The organism is Planctomonas sp. JC2975 (assembly GCF_012985205.1).
Lineage (GTDB): Bacteria > Actinomycetota > Actinomycetes > Actinomycetales > Microbacteriaceae > Humibacter.
This window is the reverse complement of sequence record NZ_JABEKS010000001.1, coordinates 301,750-319,784: the sequence shown is the minus strand read 5'-3', so window position 1 is coordinate 319,784 and position 18,035 is coordinate 301,750. Positions and strand designations below refer to the sequence as shown.

At 68.3% G+C, this 18,035-nt stretch carries 18 protein-coding genes; 11 read left to right on the top strand and 7 right to left on the bottom strand.

The features are described 5' to 3' along the window. Window positions 1-17: 17 nt before the first annotated feature. Complete coding sequence (locus HII28_RS01490; RefSeq protein ID WP_170023790.1) at window positions 18-1,475, top strand: glutamate synthase subunit beta; 1,458 nt, start codon at window positions 18-20, stop codon at window positions 1,473-1,475. Between the two features lie 73 nt (window positions 1,476-1,548). Then, a complete protein-coding gene (pyk, locus tag HII28_RS01485; RefSeq protein WP_170023788.1) occupies window positions 1,549-2,997 on the top strand; it encodes a pyruvate kinase in 1,449 nt (482 codons plus the stop codon). 115 nt (window positions 2,998-3,112) lie between these two features. Here the strand turns inward: pyk and HII28_RS01480 are convergent, their stop codons facing one another. The 3 genes from HII28_RS01480 to HII28_RS01470 form a co-directional block, all read right to left on the bottom strand. Continuing rightward, the gene (locus tag HII28_RS01480; RefSeq protein WP_170023786.1) at window positions 3,113-3,748 is read right to left on the bottom strand and encodes a phosphoribosyltransferase family protein; all 636 of its coding nucleotides are present in this window, start codon (window positions 3,746-3,748) and stop codon (window positions 3,113-3,115) included. Window positions 3,749-3,770: 22 nt separating this feature from the next. Then, window positions 3,771-4,223 carry a group II truncated hemoglobin gene (locus HII28_RS01475; protein WP_170023784.1) on the bottom strand — a complete coding sequence of 151 codons (453 nt, stop codon included), beginning with the start codon at window positions 4,221-4,223 and terminating at the stop codon, window positions 3,771-3,773. A gap of 78 nt (window positions 4,224-4,301) precedes the next feature. After that, the gene (locus tag HII28_RS01470; protein WP_170023782.1) at window positions 4,302-5,072 is read right to left on the bottom strand and encodes an SGNH/GDSL hydrolase family protein; all 771 of its coding nucleotides are present in this window, start codon (window positions 5,070-5,072) and stop codon (window positions 4,302-4,304) included. 150 nt (window positions 5,073-5,222) lie between these two features. Between HII28_RS01470 and HII28_RS01465 the strand changes: the two genes are divergently transcribed. Beyond that, window positions 5,223-5,597 carry a hypothetical protein gene (locus HII28_RS01465; RefSeq protein ID WP_170023780.1) on the top strand — a complete coding sequence of 125 codons (375 nt, stop codon included), beginning with the start codon at window positions 5,223-5,225 and terminating at the stop codon, window positions 5,595-5,597. A gap of 190 nt (window positions 5,598-5,787) precedes the next feature. Here HII28_RS01465 and HII28_RS01460 read toward each other — a convergent pair whose 3' ends face one another. The 4 genes from HII28_RS01460 to HII28_RS01445 form a co-directional block, all read right to left on the bottom strand. Next, complete coding sequence (locus HII28_RS01460) at window positions 5,788-6,381, bottom strand: emopamil-binding family protein (RefSeq protein WP_170023778.1); 594 nt, start codon at window positions 6,379-6,381, stop codon at window positions 5,788-5,790. An 81-nt stretch (window positions 6,382-6,462) separates the two neighbouring features. Then, the gene (locus tag HII28_RS01455) at window positions 6,463-7,107 is read right to left on the bottom strand and encodes a hypothetical protein (RefSeq protein ID WP_170023776.1); all 645 of its coding nucleotides are present in this window, start codon (window positions 7,105-7,107) and stop codon (window positions 6,463-6,465) included. Window positions 7,108-7,343: 236 nt separating this feature from the next. Next, window positions 7,344-9,077 carry an HAD family acid phosphatase gene (locus HII28_RS01450; RefSeq protein WP_240977199.1) on the bottom strand — a complete coding sequence of 578 codons (1,734 nt, stop codon included), beginning with the start codon at window positions 9,075-9,077 and terminating at the stop codon, window positions 7,344-7,346. A 156-nt stretch (window positions 9,078-9,233) separates the two neighbouring features. Continuing rightward, on the bottom strand, window positions 9,234-9,899 hold the full coding sequence (locus tag HII28_RS01445) for a TetR/AcrR family transcriptional regulator (protein ID WP_170023774.1): 666 nt from the start codon (window positions 9,897-9,899) through the stop codon (window positions 9,234-9,236). Window positions 9,900-10,092: 193 nt separating this feature from the next. Here HII28_RS01445 and HII28_RS01440 point away from each other — a divergent pair, with 193 nt between their 5' ends. The 8 genes from HII28_RS01440 to paaE all read left to right on the top strand — a co-directional run bounded on the left by HII28_RS01440 (window position 10,093) and on the right by paaE (window position 18,026). Further along, window positions 10,093-11,301 carry an acetyl-CoA C-acyltransferase gene (locus HII28_RS01440; protein ID WP_170023772.1) on the top strand — a complete coding sequence of 403 codons (1,209 nt, stop codon included), beginning with the start codon at window positions 10,093-10,095 and terminating at the stop codon, window positions 11,299-11,301. Between the two features lie 67 nt (window positions 11,302-11,368). Further along, window positions 11,369-13,477 (top strand): phenylacetic acid degradation bifunctional protein PaaZ, encoded by a 2,109-nt coding sequence (paaZ, locus tag HII28_RS01435; protein ID WP_170023770.1) that lies wholly within the window; start codon window positions 11,369-11,371, stop codon window positions 13,475-13,477. Beyond that, complete coding sequence (paaI, locus tag HII28_RS01430) at window positions 13,474-13,941, top strand: hydroxyphenylacetyl-CoA thioesterase PaaI (RefSeq protein ID WP_170023767.1); 468 nt, start codon at window positions 13,474-13,476, stop codon at window positions 13,939-13,941. The genes paaZ and paaI overlap by 4 nt, the downstream gene beginning before the upstream one ends. Window positions 13,942-13,999: 58 nt before the next feature. Then, window positions 14,000-15,022, top strand: coding sequence for a 1,2-phenylacetyl-CoA epoxidase subunit PaaA (gene paaA, locus HII28_RS01425; protein WP_170023765.1), 1,023 nt, complete (start codon window positions 14,000-14,002; stop codon window positions 15,020-15,022). Beyond that, window positions 15,022-15,327, top strand: coding sequence for a 1,2-phenylacetyl-CoA epoxidase subunit PaaB (paaB, locus tag HII28_RS01420; protein WP_170025896.1), 306 nt, complete (start codon window positions 15,022-15,024; stop codon window positions 15,325-15,327). The genes paaA and paaB overlap by 1 nt, the downstream gene beginning before the upstream one ends. A 113-nt stretch (window positions 15,328-15,440) precedes the next feature. Beyond that, the gene (paaC, locus tag HII28_RS01415) at window positions 15,441-16,226 is read left to right on the top strand and encodes a 1,2-phenylacetyl-CoA epoxidase subunit PaaC (protein WP_205864701.1); all 786 of its coding nucleotides are present in this window, start codon (window positions 15,441-15,443) and stop codon (window positions 16,224-16,226) included. Next, on the top strand, window positions 16,220-16,786 hold the full coding sequence (paaD, locus tag HII28_RS01410) for a 1,2-phenylacetyl-CoA epoxidase subunit PaaD (protein ID WP_170023761.1): 567 nt from the start codon (window positions 16,220-16,222) through the stop codon (window positions 16,784-16,786). The genes paaC and paaD overlap by 7 nt, the downstream gene beginning before the upstream one ends. 31 nt (window positions 16,787-16,817) lie before the next feature. Further along, on the top strand, window positions 16,818-18,026 hold the full coding sequence (paaE, locus tag HII28_RS01405) for a 1,2-phenylacetyl-CoA epoxidase subunit PaaE (RefSeq protein ID WP_240977197.1): 1,209 nt from the start codon (window positions 16,818-16,820) through the stop codon (window positions 18,024-18,026). Window positions 18,027-18,035 lie beyond the last annotated feature (9 nt).

The window sequence follows — 18,035 nt, the reverse complement described above, 5'->3', positions numbered from 1 at the left end:
TGACAGAGGAGTATTCCGTGGCTGACCCGAAGGGCTTCCTCAAGGTCACGGAGCGCGAGCTGCCCAAGCGGCGGCCGGTCTCCGTGCGTCTGATGGACTGGAAAGAGGTCTACGAGGCCGGCGATCCGACTCAGCTCCGTCGCCAGGCGGGCCGCTGCATGGACTGCGGTGTGCCGTTCTGCCATCAGGGATGCCCGCTGGGCAACCTGATTCCGGAATGGAACGACCTCATGTGGCGCGGCGAGGGCCGTCAGGCCATCGAGCGTCTGCACGCCACGAACAACTTCCCGGAGTTCACCGGGCGCCTCTGCCCTGCGCCCTGCGAGGACTCGTGCGTGCTGGGGATCAGCCAGCCGGCCGTCACGATCAAGCAGATCGAGCACGACATCATCGATCAGGCGTGGGCAAACGGATGGGTGCAGCCGCATCCGCCGCAGCGTCTCACCGGCAAGACGGTGGCCGTCGTGGGATCCGGTCCTGCCGGACTCGCAGCCGCCCAGCAGCTCACCCGTGCCGGACACACCGTCGCGGTCTACGAGCGCGACGACCGCATCGGCGGCCTGCTGCGGTACGGAATCCCTGATTTCAAGATGGAGAAGAAGCACATCGAGTCGCGTCTCGCGCAGATGACGGCGGAGGGCACCCGGTTCCGCGCCGGTGTGAACATCGGTGTCGACATCAGCTGGGCCGACCTCAAGGCGCGTTACGACGCGGTCGTCATCGCGACGGGCGCAATGGTGCCGCGCGACCTGCCGATCCCCGGTCGTGACCTCGCAGGCGTGCACTTCGCCATGGAGTACCTCGTTCAGCAGAACCGCGCCGGTGCGGGCGACCACGTTCCCACGCAGATCACGGCCGAGGGCAAGCATGTCGTCGTTCTCGGGGGCGGCGACACCGGTGCCGACTGCATCGGCACGGCTCACCGTCAGAAGGCCGCGTCCGTCACGAACCTCGCGATCGGCACCCAGCCCCCGTCGGAGCGTCCGGAGCACCAGCCGTGGCCGATGACGCCGACCCTGTTCGAAGTGCAGACCGCTCACGAAGAGGGCGGGAAGCGCGAGTTCCTCGCCTCCACCGTCGAATTCGTCAGCAATGACGTCGGCGAGGTCGTGGCCGTGCGTGTCGCCGAGACCGAGTACCTCGACGGACGCCGGGTGCCGAAGGCCGGAACCGAGCGCGAGATCCCAGCGGACCTCGTCCTCCTCGCCCTCGGATTCACCGGCCCCGAGCAGGACACGCTCACCGACCAGCTCCGGACGCCGTTCGATCAGCGCGGCAACGTGGTGCGCGACGGGGACTACCAGACCCAGGAGCCCGGCGTGTTCGTTGCGGGCGACGCGGGGCGCGGCCAGTCGCTCATCGTGTGGGCCATCGCAGAGGGCCGGGCTGCAGCGGCTGCCGTCGACCGGTATCTTGAAGGAGACACCGTTCTGCCCTCGCCTATCAAGCCGACCGACCGCGGGATCACGATCTAGCGCTCGCGACCCAGGCCCATGTGGCCGAATCACGCGCGAATGCGCACACATCTACGGAGTACAAAGAAAAGCAATGAGACGAGCCAAGATCGTCGCCACGCTGGGTCCCGCCACGTCCAGCTATGAAAACATCCGAGCCATCATCGATGCGGGCGTCGACGTCGCCCGCATGAACCTGAGCCACGGCAGCTACGACGTGCACGAGGCGGTCTACGCCAACGTGCGCCGTGCGTCCGAGGACTCCGGCCGCGCCGTCGCCGTGATGGTGGACCTGCAGGGGCCGAAGATCCGTCTGGGCAAGTTCGAGGGCGGACCCTACGACCTCGCCGAGGGCGACATCTTCACCATCACGACGGAGGACATCCTCGGCAACAAGGAGGTCTCCTCGACGACGTTCAAGGGGCTGCCCCAGGACGTGAAGCCAGGGGATCCGCTTCTCATCGACGACGGCAAGGTCACGTTGCGCGTTCTGGAGACCGACGGCGTGCGCGTGAAGACCCAGGTGGTCGTGCCCGGACCAGTCTCCAACAACAAGGGCATCAACCTCCCCGGCGTCGCCGTGAACGTCCCGGCGCTCAGCGAGAAGGACGAGGCGGACCTGCGCTGGGGTCTCAAGCTCGGCGCCGACTACATCGCGCTGTCGTTCGTGCGCGACGCGTCGGACATCGTGCGCGTGCACGAGATCATGGAGGAGGAAGGCCGCCGCCTTCCCGTCATCGCCAAGGTCGAGAAGCCGCAGGCGGTCGACGCCCTCGAGGAGATCGTCGACGCGTTCGATGCGATCATGGTCGCCCGCGGCGACCTCGGAGTCGAGCTCCCGCTCGAGGCGGTGCCGATCGTGCAGAAGCGCGCCGTGGAGATCGCCCGCCGCATGGCGAAGCCGGTCATCGTCGCAACGCAGGTGCTCGAGTCGATGATCACGAGCCCGCGGCCGACGCGCGCAGAGGCATCCGACTGCGCCAACGCCGTGCTCGACGGCACCGACGCTGTCATGCTCTCCGGCGAGACGAGCGTGGGGGAGTACCCGGTGGTCACCGTGCAGACGATGGCTCGCATCATCGAGTCGACCGAGGACCACGGCCTCGACCGCATTCAGCCGCTCGGCACGAAACCGCGCACGCAGGGCGGCGCGATCACGCTCGCCGCTGCAGAGGTCGCCGACTTCGTCGACGCCAAGTTCCTCTGCGTCTTCACCGAGTCGGGCGACTCTGCGCGCCGCATGTCGCGGCTCCGGTCGAAGATCCCGATGAAGGCGTTCACCACCAACGAGAACATCCGTCGTCGCCTCTCGCTCACCTGGGGCATCGAGTCGTTCCTCGTCGACCGGGTGACGCACACCGACCAGATGATGGGCCAGGTCGACGACGTGCTCATCGGCCGGGGCCTCGCCCAGGTCGGCGACAAGGTCGTCGTCATCTCCGGGTCCCCGCCCGGAATCTCCGGCTCCACGAACGACGTGCGCGTGCACGTCGTCGGCGACGTGCACAACGAGGCAGCGCCCGCGTACGCGGCGCTCAAGTAGCGCGTCGCTCCTGCGAAACGCCTCGACCGGTCTCCGGCGGGGCGTTTCGCATCTCCGGGTCCCGCATGCGACGTCCGGCATCGGGCACCGGGACGCCGTGCCGGAGCCGCCAGGCTCAACCAGCGGCGTCGAGCGCGGCCCGCACCTCGGCATCCGTCGTCTGCGTGAAGTCGTGGTACCACTGACCGATCGCGAAGAATCCGTGCGGACGGGCGACGCAGACGAAGGTGTCGGCGTCCACTCCCGGCTGCGGCTCCCAGTCCGGGGGCGCGACGGGCACCGCGAGCACGACGGATGCCGCACCCTTGGCGCGCACGACAGCGCACGCCGCGCGAGCGGTCGACCCGGTCGCGAGCCCGTCGTCGACGATGACGGCCGTCGTGCCGCCCAGCTCGAGCGGATGCCGTCCCTCCCGGTAGCTGCGCACCCTCCGCTCGAGCTCACGCTGTTCGCGGTCCTCGACGCGTTCCAGTTCGTCGTCCGTGACGCCCATGATGCGGATCAGGCCGTCGTCGAGCACCCGGACTCCCTCGCCGATGGCGCCCATGGCGACCTCCTCGTTGCGTGGGAAGCCCAGTTTGCGCACCAGGATCACATCGAGCGGGGCGTTCAGCGCCTGTGCGACGGGTACCGCGACGGGTACCCCGCCTCGCGGGATCCCGAGCACGATCGCGCGCGGCCAGCGCCCTCGATACTGCGCGCATGCGGCGGCCAGTCTCCGACCCGCATCCAGTCGATCCTCGAAGATCATGCGCGTCCTTCCCGGCCGGGGCTCACGCCTCGACGAGCCCCTCCCAGGACCAGTGCGGCACGGCGAGCCCCTGCGGAACATCGTCGGCCGATGCGTGATATCGATACATCTCGGTGGTCGTAGCCCACGACCAGTAGTCGTGGAGAACCGCGCGCAGCCGTTCGTCGGCGTCCAGGCCGATATCCGCCAAGGCACGATCGAAGCAGTCGATGGCACGTTGGTTCATCTCTTCGTGCAGCCCGTTGCCGCTGTGCAGCCGCACGACCCCGGTCTCGTCCCCGTACCGGGACGTGTAATCGCGCGGACCGCCGAGCGCCTCGCCCCAGTACGCCGCGAGACGCTCGATGTGGTCATCGCGGTAGCCGTGGCTGAACGCGTGGCTCACGACCTCGTCGGCCATGACTCTTTCGTGCCAGGCCGCCGCGAGGCTCAGAAGTCCGGATGCCCCGCCCGCCGCGTCGTACACCGTCGTCACGCCTGCGAGTTTACGGTGCAGGAACGGGTCCGGATCCGCCTCCCGTCTCGACGACGTGCGGGCACCCGATCGGCCGAGTCAGCAGACGATGTCGGGGTCGACCGGGGCCAATGCCGGGAACTTGGCGCTGCGCCCGTCACCGGAGGAGCGCCCGGTGAGGCGACGGCCGATCCAGGGGAGCACGTACTCGCGGTAGTAGGCGAGCGACGGCCGGCGTCTGCCGAGCGGCTCCTGCGCGGCGACCTCGTCGACGCGCCACGAATCCGGCACGGGAACGTCGAGGGCGCGCAGCACGTTGGACGCCACCCTGGCGTGCCCGAAGGCGTTCAGATGTAGCCGGTCGAGAGACCAGTACCGCAGGTCGCGCAGCCCTTCGTCGGCGAAGTTGTCGACGAAGGTCACACCATGATCGGGGACCGCGGCGCGCACCCGGTCCGCGAGCTCGTCACCTCGACGCTGTACCGTTCGCCCGCCGGGCAGGTTGTCGCTCGGATTCGCACCACTGAGCAGCAGCACGTGGATGCCGACATCCACTGCCTTGCCGACCGCGACCGCGGTCTGCGAAGCGACGTCGTCGACGGAGACCCGCGGACGCATGATGTCGTTGCCGCCGCCGTTGATGCTGAGCAGCTGTGGATGCAACGCGATCGCGGCATTCAGTTGCTCGCCGACGATGGGGCCGAGCTTGCGACCACGGATCGCCAGGTTGGCGTAGAGCACCGGTTCACCGGCAGCGGCGGCCAGCCCGGTGGCGACCAGATCCGCCCATCCGCGGACCCTGCCGTCAGGGAGATCGTCGCCGACGCCTTCGGTGAAGCTGTCGCCGATCGCGACGTAGCTGGTGTACATGAGCTCCACCGTATCGGGGGCGCCGGACAGCCTGCTGTGCCGTCCGTCGCGCTCGGGGAGCCTTGTCCGGCGGTACTATCGAGGAGGCCGTTCGGCCCCTCGTCCGGTGTCCCCGACGGGGACAACCGCCTTCGGAAGGACTACTCGAAGATGACTGCTCGGCCGCCGAAGGGCGAACTCGACAAGCGCATCGCCGGTGCCGTGTTCGTGGTGTTCTGGCTCGTCGCCATCGCCGCCTGGATCGTGGCGGGCGTAGCGCTCGGCAACACGGGCGCCTGGCAGCCGTTCGTCGTGGACGTCGGCATCGTGATCGCCAGCGTGGGCTTCGCCGCTCCCTTCCTCAGCACGGTGAAGGGTTTCGGCCTGGCGCTGCTGTTCGGTCTCATCGCCGTCGTCGGTTTCGCGATCGGCGACTTCGGGCACATCGTGCCGCTCGTCTACTTCCTGCGCATCATCGTGCCGTTCTTCGCGATCGTCATCGCGCCGACGTTCAAGCTGGCGAACGGCGTGAAGGTCTTCGCGTAACCGCGACCTCTCTCCGACGAGACCCTGGTGCCCTTGATGGGCATCAGGGTCTCGTCGTCGGTTCTGCGGAAATCATCGGTCGAAGCCTCATCACGTCCGAGCCGGACAAGACGTTCCATGCGGCAGCCTGCGCAGCCGTGAAGCCGGCACAGACGATCGATCGGCCGTCGAGCGCGTCTCGCGCGGAGGCTCAGAACGTGCGCGTGAAAGGCAGCGGCTTGCGCATGCGGATGAGCAGCAGCAGCGGGAAGACGATGTACGGCAGGTTGAATGCGAGGAACACGCCCGGGTTCGGGGTACGTTCGGCGGCGGATCCGAAGAACTCGACGCCGAAGATCGGGATGCCGGTCAGTGAGATGATCATCGTCGCGTAGATGACGCTCGGGAGCTGGATCCAGTTCCACTTCCGCAGGATCGAGATGATCAGAAGCACGTAGAACGCGACGTAGACGAACGCCGACGTACCGCTGATGAACCGAAGCCAGACCGGGTGCGACTGGTACAGCGGGTCGAAGTTCGACGCGTACCAGTAGTTCCACTGCACGAGGATGTTGGGGGAGTCCTTCACCTGGTCGAGACCGAGTCCCTCTACCGAGTCGCTGATGATGCACGTGACGATGAAGATCGCGAAGATCACCAGGAACACGATGTCGATCGGCCGCTTGGACAGCGGAAGGTTCGCTGGACGCGACGACGGCGGCTCCGGCTGTGTGGACGATGCGGGTTGCGCGGGCGCGGCGTCGGATGCAGCGCTCACGCCCGTCGGGGCGGGGGCATGTGACATGGTGTGCAGACTATCGCCACACCGTGCCGTACTCTGGACCTCCGCTCAGCCGCGCGACTCCGCCCGACAGGCGCATCTGAGTCAGCCGCGAGGCGAGGGAAGATCGATGTTCCAGTGCCGCGACACCGTGACGAAGTACTCCTCCCCGTCGTCGGATGGATGCTCCGCCGGTCCCTTCGACACGCTGAAGCGGCTGATCACGCGCTGTGTTCCCTCTGCGTCGCCGTAGAGGACGTCGACGAGCACGAAGTCCTCGCTCCGCGCACGCTCGACGACGGTGCGGTACGCCTCGGACTCCGGATCGCGGATGGCCACCTGCACGAATCCGACGTACTGGGTGGACACGTAGATGTCGCGGGTGAGGCGGCGGAAGGCCGCGGGATCCGCCGGGGCCTCCTGAGGGTCCTTCGGGATGCTCCAACCGTGCAACACGGCGAGACCGGATCCGACGTTGCGCACCGACATGACCAGCGCCACGGAGGCCGCGTTGATCTGCATGCTCGCGCGGCCGCCTTTCACGACGAGCCAGCGGCCGTCCTGGAACCGCACCTTCTGCGTCTCGTCGCCGAAATTCGAGGGCAGCAGCAGCGGCCGAAGGCCTTCCAGGAGCGCCTTCTCCGCGAGCCGCGCCGAGCGATTCGCCGACCGGGTGGCCGCGAACGTCGCGAAGGCGAGCACGAGCGTTCCGATCGCCGTTCCGAAGTCGGCGAACGCGGTCCAGTCCATGGACACTCCTTGACGGTTTCGGCGTCCACGATCGGAGGACGAGGAGACGGATTCGAGCGGCAGCGCGCATCGGACACTGCTCCGCCGCAGCCATCCGCGGCGCATGACGCGCCCCATAAGCGTGGCGCACTGCCGTGCGCGCACGAGAGGAACACGCCGACGGCCCGGTGTCGGAGCACCGGACCGTCGGAGGGATCACCGCACGAGCGGGGCGTCTCAGACCCGCTCCGTCATCGTCACGGCAGGTAGTACGTCGGGTTCGGCAGCTTGATCGTGCGGTCAGCGTGGCCGCCGATCAGGTCGCTGAACTGGTCGCCGAAGTTGGCAACGATGTCGTACCGTCCGCCTGCTGCCGACTCCACGTGGGCCCTGGTCTGCGACTTGTACTCGATGGTGGTGCAACTCGCGGCTGCGCAGTGGATGTACGACGGCTGCTGGGAGGTTCCGACCCCCGTCCACTTCGTGTAGTAGTTCGCCGCCGTGAAGCCGGTGTAGCCGACATTCGCGAGGTTGCCGAGCGTTGCCGCCTTCTGGTTGTCGTTTCGCCCCGTGAGCCCGATCACTGTGCAACCAGCCTTCTTCGCCGCCTCTTCGAGGGCGACCATGCCGGGGACGGCCGGGAACTTCTCGCCCTGCACCCAGACATCCTGTTCGGCGGGGTTGTAGTTGAAGTGCATGTCGCCGACTTCCATGTCGTAGGTCCACAGCGTTGTGTCGTCGGCATCGAGCACGATGGCCGGGTTGCGGTGCTGCTCGGCCTCGAGACGGCACCGCTGGGTCACCGACGGAATCTGCTGGCCGACGATTCGCCTCATCTCGGTGATGTAGGGCGAGGCGGTCTTGTTCGAGATGCCCGTGCCGGGGTCGCCGTAGTAGGTGGCGATGGTCTTCTTCACGGAGTCGATGTTCGGGATGCCGTCACCCGGTTCCGTCGCCCCGCTGGAGCCGTCCGGCTTCATCGTGAAGTGAGTGCGCGGCGCCAGCTTCGGCTCGGAGAGACCGGGAAGGTCGGGCGACGGCAGATAGTACGTGGGGTTGGGCAGCTTCAGGATGCTGTCCGCGTATCCGCCCTGCAGGTCAGACCACTGGTCGCCGACGCTGAGCGTGATCGTGTATCCCAGATCCTGCTCGATGTGCTTGCGCGTGAGCGCCTTGTACTCGACGGTCGTGCAGCTGGTCGTCGCACACGTGATGTACGACGGCTGCTGCGACGCGCCCTGCCCTGTCCACTTCGTGAAGTAGTCGTCGGACGTGAAGGCCGTGTAGCCGACCTTCGCGAGGTTGCCGAGGGTTGCTGCCTTCTGGTTGTCGGCTCGTCCGGTCAAGCCGAACACGGTGTATCCCATGGCTGCCGCCTGGTTCACGAACGCGACCATGCCGGGGACGGCCGGGAATCTCTCGCCCTGCACCCAGACATCCTGTTCGGCGGGGTTGTAGTTGAAGTGCATGTCGCCGACTTCCATGTCGTAGGTCCACAGCGTTGTGTCGTCGGCATCGAACACGATGGCGGGCTTTTCGCCCTTGGCCACTGCCTTGTCGTAGGTGTGCCGGAGCTGCGACGTCGCTCGCGCGACGATGCGGGTCATCTCAGAGATGTACGGCGAGGACTGGGTGTTCGCGATCCCCGTGCCGGGGTCGCCGTAGTACGTGGCGATGGTCTTCTTGACGGAGTCGATGTTCGGAATGCCGTCGCCGCCCTGGGTCGCTCCGCTGGAGCCGTCCGGCGCCATCGTAAACTGGGTGCGCGGCGCGAGCTGACCGTTCTGGCCGTGTCCGCCCTGGCCTTGGCCGTTCTGCCCCTGACCGTTCTGCCCCTGGGAGGCGGCGCCGGACGGCAGCGCCTGTGCGCCGCTCGCACCGACGAGCGTGAGCGCGATGGCCAGTGCTGCGGTCGCCGCGACGCCACCGATCGCTCCTGCCCGGCCTCTCACGTGGACGCCCGCTCGTTCCGACTTCCTGGGTTGCGCCATTGCTCCGCCTCTCGTTCACCCCCTCTTCGGGGGATGGGTTGTCGTCCCCCACAACATAGGAGGAGCACAGCTGCCCCCGAAAGGGGCATGCTCAGGAGAGCAGGCATGCGGATGCACCTGCACACGATGCTTTCGGTGTGCGGCCGAAGCCGTGGCTCAACGGAGCGGTGACGCCGAGGCGTCCACGGATCCGCCGCGCGCCCTGAGTCCGTCGAGCGCCGTTGCGAGCACGATCGAGCCCATGGCGTGCGCGTCCAAGGTCCCGTCCGGCCTGTACCACTCGACGAGCGAATTGACCATGCCGAAGAGAAGGCGGGTGGCAACGGATGCGTCGACGTCGTCCCGCAACAGTCCATCGCGTTGCGCCCGTCGCACGACGTCGGCAACCCGCCTGTCGAACTCACGGCGCCGCTCCAGCGCCGCCGCCTCCACGGGGCTGTTGCCGCGCACGCGAAGGAGCAGCGTGACGTACGGGAGTTTCTCGATCAGCACGGTGACCGCGCCGGTGATGACGTGCGCGAGCTGCGCTGCCGCAGATCCGGTTCGGGCCGCGGGTTCGTCGATGACCCGCTCGAGTCCGGCCAACGCCTCGTCCAGGGCCAGCGAGAGCAGCTCCTCCTTCGATTCGAAGTGGTGATAGAGCGCCGACTTCGTCAGACCGAGCCGGTCGGCGAGGTCCGCGACCGAGGTGGCGTCGTATCCCTTTTCGTTGAAGAGCGCGACCGCCGCCACGAGCACCTGCTCCCGGTCGTGGCCGGGCCGGCCGCGACGCGAACGGGTCGGCGGGTCGCAGTGCGGTGCAGCCGTGCCGGCCACGCTCATGGGGTTCCCCTTTCGACGGGCGGATGCGCGGCATCCGCTCCTTGCGCGGCTCGCGTGCGGCGCTGTGCACGACGAGCCGGTGCGGGCGTTGCGCGCCCGCGCTCCACGTGGCAACATTACTGACCGATCGGTTGGGAAATCCCATCCGACACCCACATGGTAGTGGCGAACCGCTGGCGAACCGAGGATGACGATGTCCGAAGCGTTTCTCGTCTCGGGGGTGCGAACCCCGGTCGGCCGCTACGGCGGTTCCCTCGCCCGCGTGCGTCCCGACGACTTGGCGGCGCTCGTCGTGCGTGAGGTGCTGACCCGGTCCGGAGCGCCGGCAGAGGAACTGGACGAGGTCTATCTCGGGGCCGCGAACCAGGCGGGGGAGGACAACCGCAACGTCGCCCGTATGGCCGTGCTGCTTGCGGGGTTGCCCGACTCCGTGCCTGGGCTCACCGTCAACCGGCTGTGCGCTTCCGGCATGTCGGCGATCGTGCTCGCCGGCCAGGCGATCCGTGCCGGCGACGCGGACCTCATCGTCGCGGGCGGAGTGGAATCGATGACCCGCGCCCCGTGGGTGCAGGCCAAACCCGAGAAGGCGTGGGGCAAGCCGGGCGCGACGTTCGACACCTCGCTCGGCTGGCGCTTCGTCAACCCGCGACTGGCGTCGCGAGACAAGGCCACGTTCTCGATGTTGGAGACCGCGGAGGAGGTCGCACGCCTCGACGGCATCACTCGGGAAGATGCCGACGCATTCGCCCTTCGCAGCCATCGCCGGGCGGTCGACGCGATCGACGGCGGGCGATTCGCGCCGGAAATCGTGTCCGTGCCGACGATGGAGGGGATCATCACGACGGACGAGGGACCCCGGCGCGACACGACGATGGAAGCGCTCGCCGCGCTGAGACCCGTCGTGACCGCGGACGGTGTGGTCACGGCGGGCAACTCGAGCTCCTTGAACGACGGCGCCTCCGCCGTCCTGGTTGCCAGCGGTGCCGCCGTCGAGCGCCATGGACTCACCCCGCGGGCGCGCATCGTTGCCTCCGCATCGGCAGCGCTCGCTCCCGAGATCATGGGACTCGGCCCGGTGCCGGCCACGCAGAAGGCGCTGGCGCGGGCCGGCCTGACCATCGACGACATCGGCGCCGTCGAACTGAACGAGGCGTTCGCGACGCAGTCTCTGGCATCCGCCAGACGGCTCGGGATCGACCTCGACCGGGTGAACCTCGACGGCGGGGCGATCGCGCTCGGGCATCCGCTGGGCTCGAGCGGATGCCGCATCCTCGTCACCCTGCTCGGCCGCATGGAACGCGAGAACGCTCGCTTCGGCCTGGCAACAATGTGCGTGGGCGTCGGGCAGGGGACAGCGGTGATCCTCGAACGTGTCGGCGCCGCATCGGGTGGTGCCGCATGAGACCGGTGACCACCTTCCAGCAAGACCGGTCGGATCCCGATCGCGCAATCGACCGAGGGAGCGAGCAATGACCGAAATCCTGCCCAGCTATCTCCGGGACGCGTGGTGGCGTCCCGAGGACGACGGAGACACCGTCTCGGTCTGCGACGCGTCGACCGGCGAACCCGTCGCTCGCGTCGGCACGAGGGGAGTCGATCTCGCCGCGGCGCTCGAGCACGCCAGAACGGTCGGGCAGCGCAGCCTCGGCGAGCTGACCTTCCATCAGCGCGCACTGCTGCTCAAGCAGTTCGCCAAGGCGCTCGGCGAGCGCAAGGAGGAGCTGTACGAGCTGTCGAAGCACGCAGGATCGACAGCACGGGACTCGCTCAGCGACATCGACGGTGGAATAGGCGTGCTGTTCACGTACTCGTCGAAGGGACGGCGTGAGCTGCCGAATGCCAGGGTCTATCTCGACGGACCGCCGGAGTCGCTGTCGAAGGACGGCTCGTTCCTCGGTCGTCACCTGTATGCGCGGCTGCCGGGGGCGGCGGTGCAGATCAACGCGTTCAACTTCCCGATGTGGGGCGCGCTGGAGAAGTTCGCCCCGGCGTTCCTCGCCGGCGTGCCGTCGATCGTGAAGCCCGCGACGCCGACCGCGTACGTCGCCGAGGCGTGGGTGCGCATACTCGTCGACTCGGGACTCCTTCCATCCGGTTCGCTGCAACTGGTCAGCGGGAGCGTGCCCGGATTGTTCGACCAGCTGCGGCTCGGCGACCTGGTGAGCTTCACGGGCAGTGCGACGACGGCCGAGAGGCTGCGAAGGCAGGCGGATCCCGACGTGCGCTTCACGAGCGAGACGGACTCGATCAACGCATCCGTTCTGGGGCCGGATGCCGTGGCAGGCACACCCGAGTTCGACGCGTACGTCCGTCAGCTCTTCGTCGAGCTCACGGCGAAAGCCGGCCAGAAGTGCACAGCCATCCGCAGGGCGATCGTTCCGGCGGCGACCGCCGACGCCCTCGTCGGTGCCGTGCGGACGATGATCGAGGAACGGGTGGTGATCGGGGATCCGCACGCTGAGGGTGTCACGATGGGTCCGCTCGTGTCGCTCGGCCAGCGCGACGAGGTGCTCGGTCGCATCAGCGACCTGCGGGACGCCGGCGGTACGCTTCTCCTCGGCTCGACGGACGCACCCGAGGTCGTGCGGGCGGACGGCACACGGGGCCCGGCACCGGAGGGGGCCTTCGTCGCCCCGATGCTGATCGGCTTCGCGGATGCTGCCACGCCAGAAGCGCACCGGGTGGAGGCGTTCGGCCCGGTGTCCACCGTTCTGACGTACTCGACGCTCGACGAGGCGGCGGCCCTAGTGAATCTGGGCGGCGGATCCCTCGTCACCAGCGTGGCCATCCACGACCCCGACGTCGCAGCCGAACTCTTCACGCGGATCGCTCCGTACAACGGCCGCGTGCTCTTCCTGGACCGGGACGACGCGCGCACGTCCACCGGACACGGAGCGCCTGTTCCGCACCTCGTGCACGGCGGACCAGGCCGCGCGGGTGGCGGCGAGGAGCTGGGTGGCATCCGTTCCGTGCTGCACTACATGCAGCGCACGGCCGTGCAGGGATCGCCGGATCTGCTGACGGCGCTCACGGGGGAGTGGCATCAGGGGGCCCGAGCCTCCGCTGGGGACCGGCATCCGTTCCGCAAGTCGCTGGACGAGCTGCGCATCGGCGACCAGCTCGCCTCCGCGTCGCGCGAGGTGAGCCTTGAGGACATCGAGACGTTCGCGCACTTCACCGGCGACACCTTCTACGCGCACATGGACGAGGACGCGGCGGCAGCGAACCCGTTCTTCCCCGGACGGGTCGCGCACGGGTACCTGCTCGTGTCCTGGGCTGCCGGGCTGTTCGTGGATCCGGATCCCGGTCCGGTGCTCGCCAACTACGGACTGGAGAACCTCCGGTTCCTGACGCCGGTCTCACCGGGCGACGCGATCCGCGTGACCCTCACGGCGAAGCAGATCACCCCGCGTGAGACGGACGACTACGGCGAGGTGCGCTGGGATGCCGTCATCCGCAACCAGCGCGACGAGACCGTCGCCGCCTACGACGTGCTGACCCTGGTCGCCAAGCACGCCGACGAGCAGCGGGCTCACGAATACAGCGCCGACACCCTCCACGAGACGGCCGGCGCATGACGAGCAGGCTCGACGGCGCACGAGAGGGGCACCGCGCGATGATGCAGCGCGATCGCGCCTCGGCGGCACTGGGGATGGTCGTCGAACGGGACGAACCGGGCACGGCCGTCGTCTCGATGGTCGTGCGTGAGGACATGACGAACGGGTTCGCGATCACGCACGGGGGCCTGGTTTTCGCGCTCGCCGACACGGCCTTCGCGCTGGCCTGCAACGAGGACGAGCGGGTGACCGTCGCGGCGGGCGCAGACATCGCGTTCCTCAAGGCGACTCACGCCGGACAGACGCTCACCGCCTCCGCCGTGCGCCGCGTCGTAGCGGGGAGGGGCGGCCTGTACGACGTCACGGTGACCGACGAGACGGGCGACGTCGTGGCCGAGCTGCGCGGGCGCTCCCTGACGACGGATCGCACGTCAGCAGACGCGTCAGCGACCGCCGAGTCCCTCGGCCGCCGACCGGCCTCCTAGCCGGTGCGTGGCACCCGATCTACAATAAGTGAACGATCGTTCTGTAAAGGAGCGGACGATGACGACACTCCCTGACAACGTGCCGGCGGACGGCACGCCTGAGGCCGGTTCGACAACCACCGACGCGGAGGAATCCGGCGAATCCGAACGACTGGCGGCGTTCGACGCGATCGTCGCAGCCGAGCAGCGCATCGAGCCGCGCGACTGGATGCCCGACGCGTACCGTCGCACGCTCATCCGCCAGATCTCGCAGCACGCCCATTCGGAGATCATCGGCATGCAGCCGGAGGGCAACTGGATCACCCGAGCACCCAGCCTGAAGCGCAAGGCCATCCTGATGGCCAAGGTTCAGGACGAAGCGGGCCACGGACTGTATCTGTACTCGGCGGCGCAGACGCTCGGCATCGCGAGGGACGAGATGACGCAGCAGCTCATCGACGGCACAGCGAAGTACTCGTCGATCTTCAACTATCCGACCCCGACCTGGGCCGACATGGGCGCCATCGGCTGGCTCGTCGACGGCGCAGCGATCTGCAACCAGGTGCCGCTGTGCCGGGCGTCGTACGGACCGTACGGGCGCGCCATGGTGCGCATCTGCAAGGAGGAGTCGTTCCACCAGCGGCAGGGTTTCGAGATCCTGCTCACACTCATGCAGGGAACGCAGGCGCAGCGCGACATGGCGCAGGAGTCGGTGAATCGCTGGTACTGGCCGTCCCTGATGATGTTCGGACCGCCGGATGACAAGTCAACCCACTCCGCGCAGTCGATGGCCTGGAAGATCAAGAGATTCTCCAACGACGAGCTGAGACAGCGCTTCATCGGCATGCTCGTGCCGCAGGCGGAGGTGCTGGGCGTCACGCTGCCGGATCCTGAGCTGCGCTGGGACGAGGAACGCGCCCGCTGGCACACCAGCGAGATCGACTGGAACGAGTTCACCGAGGTGCTCTCCGGACGCGGTCCGCTGAACGCACTCCGGCTGCAGAACCGGCGCGACGCGCACGAGGAAGGCGCGTGGGTGCGCGAGGCCGCCGCCGAATACGCGCGCAAACAGGCCGCGAAGTCCGAACGGGAGGCCGCATGATGAGCGCGCCGGGAGCATCCGACCGGGAGACCTGGATGCTGTGGGAAGTGTTCGTGCGGGCGGGCCGCGGCCTCAGCCACGTGCACGTCGGCTCACTGCACGCACCGGACGCCGAGTTCGCCGTGCGCAACGCCCGCGACCTGTACACCCGTCGCGGCGAGGGAGTGTCCATCTGGGTGGTCCCCTCTGAGGCGATCACCACGAGCGACCCGGATGCCAAAGGCGCCTTCTTCGAATCCGCGGCAGGCAAGAACTACCGGCACGCCCGCTACTACACGGCATCGGAGGGGGTGCCGCACCTGTGACGGAGTCGAGGACGACGCCCACTCGGACGAGGACCGCGCCGGCAGCGGCAGCAAGCGACCCTGTCGAGCCGGCGAGCACAGAAGTGGAGACGCACGGCGACGTCGTCGTCGACCTGGTGCACCTGTCCGCCGAGCTGGAGGGCACCGAGAGCACGCCTGACAGCCCGGAGGTCGCCGAATACGCTCTCTGGCTCGGCGACGACGCCCTGATCCTCGCGCAACAGCTCGGTGGCTGGATCGCGAGGGCGCCGGAGCTCGAGGAGGACATGGCGCTGGCGAACATCGCTCTCGACCTCCTCGGCCACGCGCGCAGCCTGCTCCGCTACGCGGGAAGCTTCGACGGACGCACCGAAGACGATCTCGCCTACTGGCGCGACGAGCCCGAATTCCGATCCGCGTGGCTCTTCGAGCAGCCCAACGGCGACTTCGCCCACACCATCGCCAGGCAGCTCGTCGCCTCCGCCTACCAGTTCGAGCTCTACACGGCACTCGGTTCCTCGACGGATGCGGCGCTCGCCGCCATCGCCGCCAAGGCTGTGAAGGAGGTCGACTACCACCGCGATCACGCCGTGCAGTGGACGCTGCGCCTGGCAGGAGGAACGGACGAGTCCCGCCGTCGCATGATCGCCGCGCTGACGGATGTCTGGCCCTACGTCGACGAGCTCTTCCGCGACGAGCCGCCCGCGGATCGCCTCGCCGGGATCGCGCCGCTGCCGTCCACTCTCAGAGCGGGATTCGACGCGACGGTCGACGCCGTGTTCGCCGAAGCCGAGCTGGCGGCACCGGACGTGCGGCCATCCTCCGCCGGAGGGCGGCACGGCAGCCACTCTCCGACGCTGGGCTTCATCCTGACGGAACTGCAGGTGCTCGCACGACGGCATCCGGGAGCGACATGGTGACGACGACACGCGATGCCACCGGCGCAGTGGCACCGGAAGCTGACACGACTCTGCGGACCGCAGCCACACCCGACGAGCGGCGTGCGTGGGAGGTGGCGGCACGCGTCTGCGATCCGGAGATCCCCGTGCTCACCATCGAGGACCTCGGCGTTCTCCGAGGGGTCGGAATCGAGCAAGGACGCGTCACTGTCACGATCACGCCGACGTACTCCGGATGTCCTGCGATGGCAGCCATCCGCGACGACGTCGTCCGTGCGCTCGCCGCCGCGGGATTCGACGACATCGTCGTGCGCCTGACACTCGCGCCGGCCTGGACAACGGACTGGATGACGCCTGCCGGCAAGCGCAAGCTGGCCGAGTTCGGCATCGCTCCACCAACAGGGCGCGCGCCGGCAGGCAGAGCGCAGGCCGGGCCGGTCCGGCTGCAGCTGAGCGTGCGCTGCCCGCACTGCGGATCCCTCGACACCCGAGAACTCTCCCGGTTCGGCTCCACCTCGTGCAAGGCGCTCTACGAGTGCCTCGCCTGCCTCGAGCCGTTCGACCACTTCAAGGTGCACTGATCGTGCGCCACGCGATGTCGGGGGCATCCCGATGGCGATGATCGAACCGCGTTCCGCCGCTCCCCGCGACCAGGCGGAGGCCGACCACGTCGCAACGACGTTCCTGCGCAGCACCGTCGGAGGGCCGCCCGCCGGCCCGCGTCGGCGCGCGCGGTTCCATCCACTCGCCGTCTCGGGGGTGCGTCGACTCACCGCGGACTCCGTCGAGGTGACGTTCGCCGTGCCGCCGGAGCTTGTCGGCGAATACGACTATCTGCCTGGACAGTTCGTCGCCCTGCGCGCCACGATCGACGGCGCGCAGCTTCGACGGTCGTACTCCCTCTGCCGTCCGCCGGAGCCGGGGTCGCTGAGTGTCGCGATCAAGCGCGACATCGGGGGAGTGTTCTCAACGTGGGCCCAGACCGAGCTGGGGGTCGGCGACACGCTCGACGTGATGAGTCCGGAGGGCACGTTCACGTCATCCATCGCGGACCTCGACGGCAAGCACCTCGCCGGCATCGCGGCCGGATCCGGGATCGCCCCGCTCATGGCGCTCGCGACCGCCGTGCTCTCCCGGTCAGGGACCTCGCAGTTCACGCTCGTCTACACGAACCGGTCGACGAGCGACGTGATGTTCCTGGACGAGCTCGCTGATCTGAAGGACCGGCATCCCACCCGCCTCGCCCTCCATCACGTGCTGTCGCGGGAGCAACGCTCGGCGCCCCTGCTCTCGGGGCGCATCGACGAGCCACGGCTGCGCACGATCCTCGACGAACTCGTGCTGCCAGAGACCATCAGCGAGTGGTTCCTCTGCGGGCCGTTCGACCTGGTGCAACTCTGCCGCGACACCCTCGCCGACATCGGGGTGCCCCGGGAGCACATCCGCTACGAGCTCTTCACCACCGACGATGACGCGTCGCACGGCGCTGGCCCGTCCGGCTACAGCGGCAGCCCCGTCGTCGTGCGGGAGGACGAGCCGGTCGTCGCCATCGACTTCACGCTCGACGGTCAGTCCTCCACGGTGCAGAGCCCTGTGGCGGCGAACGAGACCATCCTGAACGCGGCGCTCCGTGTACGACCGGACGTGCCGTTCGCATGCGCAGGCGGCGTGTGCGGCACGTGCCGGGCCCGGCTGCTCGACGGATCCGTGACGATGAGCGAGAACTACGCGCTCGAACCGGAGGAGCTGGAGCGGGGCTATGTGCTCACGTGCCAGTCGCATCCGACGTCGGAACGCGTCCGCGTGGACTACGACGTATGACGAAGGGGA